Here is a 13,161-nt window from a genome sequence, read left to right as displayed (position 1 = left end):
ATGGCCAAGGCCTCCAAGACCACCGCCCCTACCATCAACATCGGCATCAGCGACAAGGACCGCGCTGCCATTGCCCAGGGCCTGTCGCGCCTGCTGGCCGACACCTACACGCTGTACCTCACCACCCACAACTTCCACTGGAACGTGACGGGCCCCATGTTCAACACGCTGCACACCATGTTCATGGCGCAGTACACCGAGCTGTGGAATGCCGTGGACCCGATTGCCGAGCGCATCCGCTCGCTGGGCCATGTGGCGCCGGGCTCGTATGCCGAGTTCGGCAAGCTGGCCACGGTGCCCGATGCGCCCGCCAAGCCGCCCAAGGCACTGGAGATGGTGCGCGTGCTGGTCGAAGGCCATGAGGCCGTGGCCCGCACCGCGCGCAGCCTGTTCCCCCTGGCCGACAAGGCCAGCGACGAGCCCACGGCCGACCTGCTGACGCAGCGCCTCACGGTGCACGAGCAGACGGCGTGGATGCTGCGCTCGCTGCTCGAAGAGTAAAAGGGTTCGCAGCTTCCACGCGCATTACCCGAGGGGCGCAGAACACTGCAGCACAGCGAAGAAGAGCGCCTTGTCCTACATGGCGCAGTTCCATCGCCTGCGCATGATGCGGGTTTTGGTCATGCTCCCTTCTTCGCAGGGCGGCATGGCGTATCAATCCTCTCTGATGTATGCGAATCCTGTACGTTGAAGACAACCCGGAGCTGCGCGAGACCATCGGCATGCTTATGGAAGGTGAAGGCCGGAAGGTCACGCCCTGCGCCACTGCCGAGGAGGCGCTGGCTCTGGATGCTGGGGACGTCTTTGATGTGGTGGTGACCGATGTCAGCCTGCCCGGCCTTTCGGGCACGGAACTGGCCCGCCAGCTGCTGGCGGATGATCCGCAGCGGTGGGTGGTGCTGTGCTCCGGCTACGAGCTAGGTAGCCACCCGCGCAGTTGGGGGCCCAACGTGCGCGCATTGCTCAAACCTTTTGAGCTGGAAGAGCTGGAGCATTTGCTCGAGTCCATCCATACAGCGCTGGCTTCAGCCGCCAGCTGAGGCTTGCTAGCGCCGATCGCTCGCTGTTCATCCTTTACTTCATCACGCCACCCGCCTGGTCGTGGTGACCTGCGCTGTTGTGCTGGGCTGCGCGCAGTCAATTGCGCGGGTTGCGTACTGGCGAGTGGCGCGGCAGTCTCACCCGAAAGGTCGTGACATCGTCCCGTGACTGGGCCTCGATGGTTCCATGGTGGGCCCGCACGATCTGGTGCGCAATGAAGAGCCCCAGCCCCAGCCCTTGGTGGCGGCCGGGCTCACGCTCTCCACCCCGGAACGGGTCGAACAAATGCGGCAGCAGCGCAGAGGGAATGGTGCCGCCGTTGGACACCGTGATGCTCACCTCCTCAGGGCTGGTACCGTCCACTGCAATCTGCACAGGGTGGTCGACTCTGCCGTGGTGCAGGGCGTTGCCAACCAGGTTGGTGATCACCTGACATAGACGTTCGGCATCCCAGGTGCCGGCCAGGTCGCCTTGCAGGGTGGACCCGATGTAGCGTTCCGGGTGGCTGGTGGCCATCTCATCCAGCGTGCGCTGCACCAGCGCCTGCATGTGGGTGGAGCCCAGCTGCAGCGCCAGCCCGCCCGCCTGGCGAATGCGGGTCACGTCCAGCAGGTCTTCGATCATGTGGCCCATGCGCTGGCTGGCGCCCAGCACCCGGTCGGCCATCAGCACCGCCTTGTCGGGGGGCGGCTGGCGCTTGAGCACGGTGGCCGCCGCGACGATGGACTGCAGTGGTGTGCGCAGGTCGTGGCTCAGCACTGCCATGAACATTTCGTTGATGCGCAAGGCCTCGGTGCGCGCGCGCAGCTCGTGCGCCAGCGCCTGCTTGCGCCGGTGCAGCTCAAAGAACACGCTCGCCTTGTTGGTGAGCATGTGCGGGTCGATGGGTTTGTAGAGAAAGTCCACCGCCCCGCTCTCGTACCCCCGGAACTGCCAGTTCTGCTCGCGTGAGCCCGCCGTCATGAAGATGAGCGGGATGTGCCGGGTGCGCTCGCTGCCCCGGATCAGTTCCGCCAGCTCGAAGCCGTTCATATCGGGCATTTGCACGTCCAGCAAGGCCAGGGCCACGTCGTCATGCGCCAGCAGCAGTTCCAGGGCCTCGGGGCCCGACTGGGCCTTGAGGATGTCCAGCCCGTCGCGTTGCAGCAGCGCCTCCAGGGCGATCAGGTTTTCCTCGACATCGTCAACGAGCAGGCATTTGGTGCGGTCGGTCTGGGGCATGGGCGGTGGGGAGGGTGGATGGGGTTCTCAAGGAAGGACGCATATGCCCGTATCAAAGCTGCTGGCGCTGGTGCAGGTCCACCAGCAGCCTGGCAATGCCTTCAGGGGGCAGGATGTGGTCGACCGCCAATCCGGCGATGGCCGCCTGCGGCATGGTGGGCATGCTGGCACTGGCTGGGTCTTGCACGATGGTGAGGCCGCCCGCCGCCTGAATGGCCTGCAGGCCGTGCACGCCGTCTTCGTTGGCGCCCGACAGCAGAATGCCCAGCAGTTGGGGGCCGTAGTGGTCTGCCGCCGATTCGAACAGCACGTCGATGGAGGGGCGGGAAAAATGCAGGGGAGGGTCTACCGACAGCCCCACATGCGGGCCCTGGGGCCCTGCATCGACCAGCAGGTGGTAGTCCGGCGGCGCAAAGCTCACCGAGCCCAGAGTGATGGCATCCTTGTCCTGAGCCTCGCGCATCGGCATTGCGCAGCGGGGCTGGAAGATGTCCACCAGCAGGCTGCGCCGGTCCCGGGGCAGGTGCAGCACCACTAGCACAGCCGCCTGCAGCGTGGCGGGCAGCGCGGGCAGCAGTTCCAGCAAGGCGTCGATACCGCCCGAGGAACCGCCCACCACGATGGCTGCGTAGCCCCCGGAAGGTGCTGGTCTGGGCGCGAGGTCGGTGGTGCTCACAGCCCGGCCTTTTTGCGGTAAATGCGGTCTTCCTTCACAAAGTCCTCGAAGGCATCGGTGTGCGCTGAAAACCGCAGAGACTCCTTGGACCCCAGACCCAGAAACCCCCGATGGCACAGCGACTCGCGGAACAGCCCCAGGGCGCGGTCTTGTAGGTCGCGCTCGAAGTAGATGAGCACATTGCGGCAGGACACCAGATGAACCTCGGCAAACACGCTGTCGGTGGCCAGGCTGTGGTCAGAGAACACCATGTGCTCGCGCAAGCCCTTGTCGAACACCACGCGGCCATAGCCGGCAGCGTAGTAGTCCGACAAAGAGCTGCGGGCGCCGGAGCGCGCATGGTTCTCGGTGAAGGCAGGCACCCGCGACACGTCGAACACTCCAGACTCTGCCGCGCGCAACGCGTGCGGGTTGATGTCGGTGGCGTAGATCAGCGTGCGGTCCAGCAAGCCTTCTTCCTGCAGCAGGACGGCCAGCGAATAAACCTCTTCTCCCGCGCTGCACCCGGCCACCCAGACCTTGAGCGACGGGTAGGTGCGCAGCAGCGGCACCACCTCCTGGCGCAGCGCCTGAAAGTAGCTGGGGTCGCGGAACATGTCGCTCACCTGCACGGTGAGGTATTCGAGCAGCGCAGGGAACACTGCGGGCTCGTGCAGTACACGGTCCTGCAGCTGCGACAGCGTCTTGCAGTCGAATTGCACCAAGGCCGACGCCAGCCGCCGCTTGAGCGACGCCTGCGCGTAGCCCCTGAAGTCGTAGTGGTAGCGGTGGTAGATGGCATCGATCAGCAGGCGCTGCTCGATGTCGGCGGTGCGGGCCTTGCGATGGGGCATGGCGGGGCCTACTTGGGCATCCACACCCGCACCAGGGACAGCAGCTTCTCCACGTCCAGCGGTTTGGCGATGTAGTCATTGGCCCCGGCGGCCAGGCATTTTTCCTGATCGTCCTTCATGGCCTTGGCGGTCAACGCGATGATGGGCAGGCGGCGCCACTCGGGGCGGTTGCGGATCTCGCGCATGGCGGTGTAGCCGTCCATCTCCGGCATCATGATGTCCATCAGCACCAGGTCAATCGCAGGGTGGCCGCCGCTGCCGGCGCGCTCCAGCGCCTGCAGGGCCTCCAGGCCGTTGCGCGCGATCTCCACGCGGATGCCGGTGGGCTCCAGAATGCTGGAGAGCGCAAACACGTTGCGCACATCGTCTTCCACCACCAGCACGTTGCGGCCTTCCAGGGCAGTCTCGCGGTTGCGGGCCACCTGCAGCATCTGGCGGTGCTCTGCCGACAGCTCCGACTCCACCTGGTGCAGGAACAGCGTGACCTCGTCGAGCAGCCGCTCGGGGGAGCGCGCGTCTTTGATGATGATGGATTTGGAGAACCGGCGCAGTTGCTGCTCCTCGTCGCGCGACAGGGCGCGGCCTGTGTACACGATGACGGGCGGGAAGGAGACGCCATCCTGCTCTGTCATCTGCTGCAGCAATTCGTAGCCGCTCAGGTCGGGCAGGTTCAGGTCCATCACCATGCAGTCGAAGGTGGAGCCGCGCAGGTGCGCCAGCGCCTCGGCCGCCGTGCCGGCGCCCACGATCTCCACGTCGTCGTTGGCGAGCAGGTGGCGCACGCTCTCGCGCTGGCGTTCGTCGTCTTCCACCACCAGCACGCGCCGCAGGTTCTGGGTGAACTTGGCTTCCAGCCGCTGCAGGGCATGCACCAGTTCGTCGCGCTTGACGGGCTTGAGGGCGTAGCCCACGGCGCCCCGGCCCAAGGCCTCTTGCGAGTAGTCGGCCACCGAGACCACATGCACCGGGATGTGGCGGGTGGCCGGGTTGCGCTTGAGCTGGTCGAGCACGCCCAGGCCCGAGAAGTCGGGCAGGTTCACGTCCAGCACGATGGCGCTGGGCAGGCTGTGTACCGCATAGGCCAGGCCGTCTGCCGCGTTGTGGGCCAGGTGGCAGTCGAAGTCCATCTCCTGCGCCAGATCACCCAGGATCTGGGCAAAGCGCACATCGTCCTCAATCACCAGAATGCTGCGCGCGCTCGCGCGGCGCGGGGCTACGGGTGCGGTGGGGGCCGCCACGGGTGGCAACGCGGGGGCCGAAGGAACCGGTGCGACGACCGGTGCCGTCGCGTGGGCTGGCGAAGGCGCCGCCAGCGGCATTGCGGGTTCAGCTTCAGGCGACGAAGGCAGCAGCTTCTGGGGCAGGATCAGGGTAAACACGCTGCCCTCGCCCGGCGTGCTGTGCACGTGGATGGACCCGCCCAGCAGCTGCGCCAGGTCGCGCGAGATCGACAGGCCCAGGCCCGTGCCGCCGTACTTGCGATGGGTGCTTCCATCGGCCTGGCGGAAGGCTTCGAAGATCAACTCCTGCTGGTGCGCCGGAATGCCGATGCCGGTGTCCTTGACGGCAAACGACAGCGTGTCGTCCGGGTTGCGCGACACATGCAGCGCCACCGAGCCTTTCTCGGTGAACTTGAGCGCATTGGACAGCAAGTTCTTGAGCACCTGCCCCAGGCGCTGCGGGTCGGTGTCCAGCGTGGCGGGGGCGTCGGGCGCAACGGTGGCCGTGAGTGTCAGGCCCTTTTCTTGCGCCAGCGGGCGCAGCGGGTCGATCAGGGTTTGCAGTGCCTTGGCCAGCGTCACCGTTTCCACCGACACGGTGGCCTGGCCAGCCTCGATCTTGGACAGGTCGAGGATGTCGTTGATGAGGGCCAGCAGGTCGTTGCCCGCCGCGTAGATGGTCTGCGCGTACTTCACCTGCTCGGCGCTCAGGTTGCCCGGCTTGTTGTCGGACAGCAGTTTGGCGAGGATCAACGTGGAGTTGAGCGGTGTGCGCAGCTCGTGGCTCATGTTGGCCAGGAACTCGCTCTTGTACTGGCTGGCCAGCTCCAGTTCGCGCGCCTTGTCCGTCATGGCGCTTTGGGCGCGCAGCAGTTGCTCGCGCTGGTATTCCAGCTGCTGGGTCTGCGCCTCCAGGTGGGCGTTGGTCTGCTCCAGCTCGGTCTGCTGCACCTCCATCTGGGCCTGCGACTCTTGCAGGATGCGGCTTTGCTGTTCCAGCTCCTCGTTGCTCACGCGCAGCTCTTCTTGCTGGGTCTGCAGCTCTTCGGACTGGCGCTGGGTTTCTTCCAGCAAGGCTTCGAGCCGGTTGCGGTCGATGCCCGCGCGCACGGCCACTGCCAGCATCTGCGAGGCGCGTTCCATCAGGGTGCGCTCGGGCTCGGTCACCGGGCGATGAAAGCCCAGCTCGATCACGGCAAAGACTTCGCCGTTCTCGATGGCAGGCGCCAGCAGCAGTTCGGTCGGTGCGGATTGGCCCGTGCTGGACGACACCATCAGGTGCCCGGCGGGCACATCGCGCACATGCAGCATCTGGCGCGAGCGCGCGACCTGGCCCACCAGGCCTTCGCCGGGCAGCAGACGCTGCTCCAGCCGTTCGCGGGGCAGGGCGTAGCCACCAAACAGGGTGAGTGCGCCGTTGCAGTCGGCCACATAGCCTGCCCCCACGGCCGCGCGCAGGTATTGCGCCAGGTATTCGAGCGTGAGCTGGCCCAGGTCCTCCAGCCGGTGGTCTCCCTGGATGCGCTGGCTCAGCCCGTTGAGGCCGGCTGCCACCCAGGACTGCTGCGCCTTGAGGCGGTACTCCCGCGCATTGGCGGCGGCCGACAGGCAGATGAGCACCAGCAGCACGAACGATCCGCCCCAGGAGTAGTAGGTGGACATGGCCGCCGCCTCCACCCATTGCTTGCGTTCGTTTTCCAGCTGCTGGTTCAGCAGCGTGGACAGGTCCGACGCCAGGTCGCGGATGCGGTCCATCAGCACCCGGCCGGCATCACTGCGGGTCACGGCCACGGCGGCCTCCTGGCCTTTGGAGCGGCGCAGTTCAATGGTCTCGCCCAGCTCGCGCAGTTTTTCGTGGCGCAGGTCATCGATCTGCAGCACCAGGCGGCGCTGCACGGCGCTGTCGTCCGTCAGCTCCTTGAGGCGCGCCATGTTGCGCTCCATGGCGCCCAGGGACAGGTTGTAGGGCTGCAGATAGGTGTCGTCCCCCGTCAGCAGATAGCCGCGTTGCCCGGTCTCGGCGTCTTTCAGCGAAGACACGAACAGGTTGAGGTGGCGCATGGTTACCGTGGTCTCGTCCATGGCTTCCACAGCGTGCGAGCGCACCTGGGCGGTGCGGAAGTTCACCAGCGCGATCAGCACCGTGGCGAGGGCAGCAATCACAAATCCCACCAGCATTCCGCGGGGGACAGCAAAACGCGTGGCGGCCTGGGAGGTCGATGTATGGGGCATGCGTTGGTGCCCCAGAGGGCGGTGCGTTGGGGGAACGAGCGGAGACTTTAACGGGTTTTTTGCGCGCGCTGGGGCGGTTACCTGGCCTCGTGATGCGTGTCCCGGTCGCGGCGCTGCTGCTACATTCTGTGCGCCCGTGGCCCGCCACCCGCCGCAGCGTCTTGCTGCTGAGCCTGTTCTTGTAATGGTCCCATCATGTCGTCGTCCCCTGTTTCCCCCCGCAGCCGTTTTTCGCTCTATCTCGACCTGATCCGCTGGGACCGCCCCGCCGGCTGGCTGGTGTGCCTGTGGCCGACGCTGAGCGCGCTGTGGATTGCGGCCGACGGCTTTCCGGGCTGGCACCTGCTGGTGGTGTTTGTGCTGGGCACCTTCCTCATGCGCAGCGCAGGCTGCTGCGTGAACGACGTGGCCGACCGCGACTTTGACAAACACGTCAAACGCACGGCGCAGCGGCCCGTCACGACCGGTGCGGTGTCGGTGAAAGAGGCGCTGAGCCTGGGCGCGGTGCTGGCGCTGGTGTCGTTTGGCCTGGTGCTCACCACCAACCAGGCCGCCATCGCCTGGTCGGTGCCCGCCGTGCTGGTGGCCATTGCCTACCCGTTCACCAAACGCATCATTTCCATGCCCCAGGCGGTGCTGGGCATTGCGTTCAATTTCGGCATCGTCATCGCCTTTGCCGCCGTGCAGGGCAGCGTGCCCGCCGTGGCCTGGTGGATGTGGCTGGGCAACCTGTTCTGGGTGCTGGCCTACGACACCGAATACGCCATGGTGGACCGGGATGACGACCTCAAGATCGGCATCAAGACCTCGGCCATCACCCTGGGACGGCTGGATGTGGCCGCTATCGTGGTGTTTTATCTGCTTTTCTTGGGTATTTGGGCGGTAGCGCTACAACCGTATGCCTTAGGTGCTATTTTTTATGTAGCAATTGCGGTGGCGCTGGCCCAGGCAGTGTGGCACTTCGCCCTGATCCGCACCCGCACCCGTGAGGGCTGCTTCAAGGCGTTCCGCATCAACCACTGGCTGGGCGCCACGGTGTTTGCGGGCATTGCGGGCAGCTATCTGGTGCGGGCGGTACTCACAAATTAATAGCGGTCAGCGCTTGATCGACTAGCGCTACCGCCCCAAAACATCAAGATCCGAACTCGTTGCCGAGTTCGTTGGCGCGTTTTTCGGCGGCGCGCATGGCGGCCTCGAACGCCTGCGACACGCCGCTGGCTTCCATCGACTGCAGGGCCGCATAGGTCGTGCCGCCCTTGGAGGTGACACGTTCGCGCAGCACGGCCGGGGGCTCGTCCGAGCGGCGGGCCAGCTCCGAGGCGCCCACAAAGGTGCCCACGGCCAGCTGGTGCGCCTGCGCTTCGGTCAGGCCCATGCCCACACCAGCGCGCGTCATGGCTTCGAGGAAATAGAACACATAGGCCGGGCCCGAGCCTGAGAGGGCGGTGACAGCGTCCAGCTGGGTCTCGCTCTCCACCCACAGGAATTCGCCGGTGGACGCCACGATGGCCTCCACGCTCTGGCGCTCGGCGCTGGTCACGGCGGGGCGTGCGTAGATCGCGCTCATGCCCTTGCCCACCAGCGCGGGCGTGTTGGGCATGGTGCGCACGATGCGCTCGGTGCCCAGCCACTGGGCGATGCTGTCCGAGCGGATGCCCGCCGCCACGCTCAGGTGCAGGGCCTGCTGGGTGTGCGCCTTGGCCTGCGCGGCCGCGTCCTTGAAGGTCTGCGGCTTGACCGCCCAGACCACGATGCTGGCGCGCTGCAGTGCCGCGCCCGCCTCGGGCTGCGCCGTGAGTCCAAAGTTCTTGAGCAACGCCTCGCGCGTGGGGGCGTAGGGCTCGACCACCTCGATTTGGCTGGCCGGATGGCCCTGGCGGATCAGCCCGCCGATGATGGCGCTGGCCATGTTGCCGCCGCCGATGAAGGCGATGGTGGGGAGTTGGGAATTTGCTGCGGCGAAAGCGGAGGAGGTCATGCTACGGTCAGGCGAGAAAGGAAGGCGCCATGGTAGCGCCGGAGACCTGTGATTGTCCGAATGGCCTGCGCAACTGGCGCGGCCCATGCCAGTGCTCCGGCGCAAGGCCCCTCAGCATTCCCAGGTAGGGGCGCTGGGAGCGTCCCCGCGCCCGCAACGCGCAGCGATGCGACAGCGGGGGGAAGGCGCCGAAGGCGACTCAGGGGGGCTACTCTGCAACAGTTTGGCGCACGGCGTGTTCCCAGTTCGCCATCAGTTCCTGCGCACGCGCGCTGCTGAGCGTGGGCACAAAGCGGCGGTCGGCGCGCCACAGCCGCGAGAGTTCATCCGTGCTGCGGTACACGCCGCTCGACAGCCCTGCCAGGTAGGCCGCGCCCAAAGCGGTGGTCTCGATGACTGCAGGCCGCACCACCGGGATGCCCAGCAGGTCGGCCTGGAACTGCATCAGCAGGTCGTTGATGCAGGCGCCGCCGTCCACACGCAGTTCGCTCACGGGCGCACCGCCAGCGGCCACGGCGTCGCGGCTCATGGCCAGCAGCAGGGCGGCGCTCTGGTAGGCGATGCTTTCCAGCGCCGCGCGGGCGATGTGGCCCAGCGTGGTCCCACGCGTGAGGCCCGTGATGGTGCCGCGTGCGTCAGGCTTCCAGTACGGGGCGCCCAGGCCGGTGAATGCGGGCACCATCATCACGCCGCCCGAATCGGGCACGCTTTGGGCCAGTGACTCCACCTCGTTGCTGGTGGAGATGGCGCGCAGGCCGTCGCGCAGCCACTGCACAACGGCGCCGCCCACAAAAACGCTGCCTTCCATCGCAAATTCAGGTTGCGCGGTTGCCTGTGCTGCGCTGGTGGTGAGCAGGCCGTTCTGCGAGGTCTGGAACGTGCCGCCCGTGTGCATGAGCATGAAGCAGCCCGTGCCATAGGTGTTCTTGGCCATGCCGGCGGTGAAACAGGCCTGGCCGAACAGAGCGCTTTGCTGGTCGCCCGCCACGCCGCCAATGCGGATGCTGTGGCCCAGCAGGTCGGCCGCGATGTCGCCAAAGTGGGCGCTGGACGGCAACACCTCGGGCATCAGCGCCTTGGGAATGCGCAGCAGCGCCAGCAGCTCGTCGTCCCACTGGTTGGTGTGCACATTGAACAGCATGGTGCGCGAGGCGTTGCTCACATCCGTGACGTGCACCTTGCCGTGGGTCAGCTTCCACATCAGCCAGCTGTCCACCGTGCCAAAGGCCAGCTCGCCGCGCTCTGCCGCGTCGCGGGCGCCGGGCACATGGTCCAGCATCCACTGCAGCTTGGTGCCGGAGAAGTAGGCGTCCACCAGCAGGCCGGTCTTGGCCTGAATGGTGGCGGCATGGCCTTGTTCGCGCAGCTGGGCGCAGGCGGGTTCGGCGCGGCGGTCCTGCCAGACGATAGCGTGGTGCACGGGCTGGCCTGTCTTGCGGTTCCATAGCACCGTGGTCTCGCGCTGGTTGGTGATGCCTACGGCGCGCACGGCGTTGGCCGCAATGCCCGCCTTGGCCAGCGCATCGCGGGCGGTGGCGAGCTGCGTGCGCCAGATCTCCAGCGGGTCGTGCTCCACCCAGCCGGGCTGGGGGTAGATCTGCGGCAGCTCCAGCTGCGCCTGCGCCACGATGTGGCCGCCTTCGTCAAAAACGATGCTGCGGGAGCTGGAGGTGCCTTGGTCGAGGGCGAGCAGGTAGGTCATGGTGGGCAAGGATAAGTCGGCAAGGCAATGCCGGTGTGCGTGGGACGAGTTCGCGTTCAATCCATCAAGGCCGTTCGGGCTGAGCCTGTCGAAGCCCTGCGCAGCGCTTCGACAGGCTCAGCGTGAACGGATTTGTACATTGGGAGCACTGGAACGTGGAGGGTTTTCAGGCAGCCACGGTACAGATCACTTCCGCATCCTGCAGCAGCGCTGGAAACGGCTCTGGCGGCGGCGCATCGGTGAACAGGCGGTCGATTTGCGCCAGTGTGGCCAGTTGCACCATGGCTGGGCGGTTGAACTTGCTGAAGTCGGCCGCCAGCCAGACCTCGCGTGCATGTTCGATGATGGTTTGCGCCACCTTCACTTCGCGGTAGTCGAAGTCGCGCAGAGAGCCATCGGGTTCGATGCCCGAGATGCCGATGAGCGCAATATCCACCTTGAACTGGCGGATGAAGTCCACCGCCGCTTCACCCACGATGCCCCGGTCACGGGCGCGCACCACGCCACCGGCCACGATGACCTCGCACTCGGGGTTGCCGCTCAGGATAGCGGCCACATTGAGGTTGTTGGTGATCACGCGCAGGCCCCGGTGGTGCAGCAGCGCCTTGGCGATGGCCTCGGTGGTGGTGCCGATGTTCAGGATCAGCGAGCAGTCGTTGGGCACCTGTTCGGCCACGGCGCGCGCAATGCGCGCCTTGCCTTCGGCATGCAGGTTTTCGCGCTGGGTGTGCGCCAGGTTCTCCACCGTGGAGCTGGGCACGCGCACGCCGCCATGAAAGCGCGTGAGCAGGCCGGACTCTGCCAGGCGCTGCACATCGCGGCGCACTGTCTGCAGCGTGACCCCCAGCGTTTCGGCGAGTTGTTCCACCGTGGCGGACTTGCGCGCGCGCACTTCTTCGAGGAGTTGGAGTTGGCGGGGATTGGTGTTCACGGTGGGGTGTGGTGCGCAGTGTTATGTCACCGAATCGTAACGAATCTGAAACATCCGCTTTGGTGGCTGGCGACATGCCAAAGACTGTAAATCGAACAAAAACGAATTGATTAAGGGTAAACCTTGATTCGATTCGAACAAAAAGGAACAAAAATGAAAAAGATCGAAATTTGAGGGCTGCCCTGCGTGTGCGCAGTCCTTTCACACAGGCCCAAGGGCCGGAAGAGGATGCTTCATGCAGCTGGCGTTGGACAGCATCAGCAAAAAAGTCGGGGCGCAGACCTGGCTGTACGACATGAACCTGTCGCTGCAGCCCAATGCCGTGACGGTATTGCTGGGGGCGACCCAGGCAGGCAAGACCAGCCTGATGCGCATCATGGCCGGGCTGGATGCGCCCACCTCGGGCTCGGTCCGGGTCGATGGCGTGGACGTGACCGGCATGCCCGTGCGCGACCGCAATGTGGCCATGGTGTACCAGCAGTTCATCAACTACCCCTCGATGAAGGTGGCGGCCAACATTGCGTCGCCCCTGAAGCTGCGCGGCGAAAAGAACATCGACGCCCGGGTGCGCGAGATCGCGAGCCGCCTGCACATCGACATGTTTCTGGACCGGTACCCGGCCGAGCTGTCGGGCGGGCAGCAGCAGCGTGTGGCGCTGGCGCGTGCGCTGGCCAAGGGCGCGCCGCTGATGCTGTTGGACGAGCCCCTGGTGAACCTGGACTACAAGCTGCGCGAAGAGCTGCGCGAGGAGCTGACCCAGCTGTTTGCCGCGGGCCAGTCCACCGTGGTGTATGCCACCACCGAGCCGGGCGAGGCCCTGCTGCTGGGCGGCTACACCGCTGTGCTCGACGAAGGCCGATTGCTGCAGTACGGCCCCACGGCCGAGGTGTTCCATGCGCCCAATTCACTGCGCGTTGCCCGCGCCTTCAGCGACCCCCCGATGAACCTAATGGCGGCGTCGGCAGCACCCCGGGGTGTGCGCCTGGAGGGTGGAACGGAACTGGCTGTATCTCTGCCGCAGGGTGTAGCCATGGCGGCAGGACTCACGGTAGGGGTGCGTGCCAGTGCGCTGCGCGTGCATGCCCGCCCGGGTGACATCAGTGTGGCTGGAGTGGTCGAGCTGGCCGAAATTTCGGGATCGGACACCTTTGTGCATGCGGCCACACCCTGGGGTGATCTGGTGGCGCAGCTGACCGGGGTGCATTACTTTGAACTGGGCACGCCCATCACGCTGCACCTGGACCCGGCCCAGGCCTATGTGTTTGGTGCCGACGGCCGGCTGGCATGGGCGCCCGCGCGCCCGAACGCTGTACAAGGAGGGCGTTGA

At 66.0% G+C, this 13,161-nt stretch carries 11 protein-coding genes; 4 read left to right on the top strand and 7 right to left on the bottom strand.

Annotation, left to right across the window (positions count from 1 at the left end):
* Together ACT89O_RS22345 and ACT89O_RS22340 are read left to right on the top strand one after the other, a co-directional pair.
* Complete coding sequence (locus ACT89O_RS22345; protein WP_055395640.1) at positions 1–501, top strand: Dps family protein; 501 nt, start codon at positions 1–3, stop codon at positions 499–501.
* A 170-nt stretch (positions 502–671) separates the two neighbouring features.
* A complete protein-coding gene (locus ACT89O_RS22340; RefSeq protein ID WP_487261221.1) occupies positions 672–1,040 on the top strand; it encodes a response regulator in 369 nt (122 codons plus the stop codon).
* Between the two features lie 97 nt (positions 1,041–1,137).
* On the opposite strand, the gene ACT89O_RS22335 is transcribed toward ACT89O_RS22340, so the two are convergent.
* From ACT89O_RS22335 to ACT89O_RS22320, 4 genes are read right to left on the bottom strand one after another with little or no spacing between them, the layout of a single operon-like run.
* The gene (locus ACT89O_RS22335; RefSeq protein ID WP_487261220.1) at positions 1,138–2,262 is read right to left on the bottom strand and encodes a hybrid sensor histidine kinase/response regulator; all 1,125 of its coding nucleotides are present in this window, start codon (positions 2,260–2,262) and stop codon (positions 1,138–1,140) included.
* 52 nt (positions 2,263–2,314) lie between these two features.
* Positions 2,315–2,938 (bottom strand): chemotaxis protein CheB, encoded by a 624-nt coding sequence (locus ACT89O_RS22330; protein WP_487261219.1) that lies wholly within the window; start codon positions 2,936–2,938, stop codon positions 2,315–2,317.
* Complete coding sequence (locus ACT89O_RS22325; protein WP_228899157.1) at positions 2,935–3,771, bottom strand: CheR family methyltransferase; 837 nt, start codon at positions 3,769–3,771, stop codon at positions 2,935–2,937. The genes ACT89O_RS22330 and ACT89O_RS22325 overlap by 4 nt, the downstream gene beginning before the upstream one ends.
* A gap of 8 nt (positions 3,772–3,779) precedes the next feature.
* The gene (locus ACT89O_RS22320; protein WP_487261218.1) at positions 3,780–7,223 is read right to left on the bottom strand and encodes a response regulator; all 3,444 of its coding nucleotides are present in this window, start codon (positions 7,221–7,223) and stop codon (positions 3,780–3,782) included.
* Positions 7,224–7,418: 195 nt separating this feature from the next.
* On the opposite strand from ACT89O_RS22320, the gene ubiA reads away from it, so the two are divergent.
* Positions 7,419–8,312, top strand: coding sequence for a 4-hydroxybenzoate octaprenyltransferase (ubiA, locus tag ACT89O_RS22315; RefSeq protein WP_487261217.1), 894 nt, complete (start codon positions 7,419–7,421; stop codon positions 8,310–8,312).
* Between the two features lie 43 nt (positions 8,313–8,355).
* On the opposite strand, the gene proC is transcribed toward ubiA, so the two are convergent.
* From proC to ACT89O_RS22300, 3 genes are all read right to left on the bottom strand, one after another.
* Positions 8,356–9,201 (bottom strand): pyrroline-5-carboxylate reductase, encoded by an 846-nt coding sequence (gene proC / locus ACT89O_RS22310; RefSeq protein ID WP_487261216.1) that lies wholly within the window; start codon positions 9,199–9,201, stop codon positions 8,356–8,358.
* 208 nt (positions 9,202–9,409) lie between these two features.
* Positions 9,410–10,903 carry a glycerol kinase GlpK gene (gene glpK / locus ACT89O_RS22305; RefSeq protein WP_487261215.1) on the bottom strand — a complete coding sequence of 498 codons (1,494 nt, stop codon included), beginning with the start codon at positions 10,901–10,903 and terminating at the stop codon, positions 9,410–9,412.
* Between the two features lie 166 nt (positions 10,904–11,069).
* Positions 11,070–11,834: a DeoR/GlpR family DNA-binding transcription regulator gene (locus ACT89O_RS22300; RefSeq protein ID WP_099729089.1), complete on the bottom strand. Its 765-nt coding sequence runs from the start codon at positions 11,832–11,834 to the stop codon at positions 11,070–11,072.
* 235 nt (positions 11,835–12,069) lie between these two features.
* Here ACT89O_RS22300 and ACT89O_RS22295 point away from each other — a divergent pair, with 235 nt between their 5' ends.
* A complete protein-coding gene (locus ACT89O_RS22295) occupies positions 12,070–13,161 on the top strand; it encodes an ABC transporter ATP-binding protein (RefSeq protein WP_487261214.1) in 1,092 nt (363 codons plus the stop codon).

It is taken from the genome of Acidovorax sp. NN32, from assembly GCF_057597245.1.
The sequence above is the reverse complement of the archived record's forward strand: the minus strand, read 5'-3'. Positions and strand labels throughout refer to the sequence as shown.

Coding starts and splice junctions, on each gene's coding strand:
- ACT89O_RS22345 (WP_055395640.1), top strand. CDS start 1: ATGGCCAAGGCCTCCAAGACCACCGCCCCTACCATCAACATCGGCATC.
- ACT89O_RS22340 (WP_487261221.1), top strand. CDS start 672: ATGCGAATCCTGTACGTTGAAGACAACCCGGAGCTGCGCGAGACCATC.
- ACT89O_RS22335 (WP_487261220.1), bottom strand. CDS start 2,262: ATGCCCCAGACCGACCGCACCAAATGCCTGCTCGTTGACGATGTCGAG.
- ACT89O_RS22325 (WP_228899157.1), bottom strand. CDS start 3,771: ATGCCCCATCGCAAGGCCCGCACCGCCGACATCGAGCAGCGCCTGCTG.
- ACT89O_RS22320 (WP_487261218.1), bottom strand. CDS start 7,223: ATGCCCCATACATCGACCTCCCAGGCCGCCACGCGTTTTGCTGTCCCC.
- ubiA (WP_487261217.1), top strand. CDS start 7,419: ATGTCGTCGTCCCCTGTTTCCCCCCGCAGCCGTTTTTCGCTCTATCTC.
- proC (WP_487261216.1), bottom strand. CDS start 9,201: ATGACCTCCTCCGCTTTCGCCGCAGCAAATTCCCAACTCCCCACCATC.
- glpK (WP_487261215.1), bottom strand. CDS start 10,903: ATGACCTACCTGCTCGCCCTCGACCAAGGCACCTCCAGCTCCCGCAGC.
- ACT89O_RS22295 (WP_487261214.1), top strand. CDS start 12,070: ATGCAGCTGGCGTTGGACAGCATCAGCAAAAAAGTCGGGGCGCAGACC.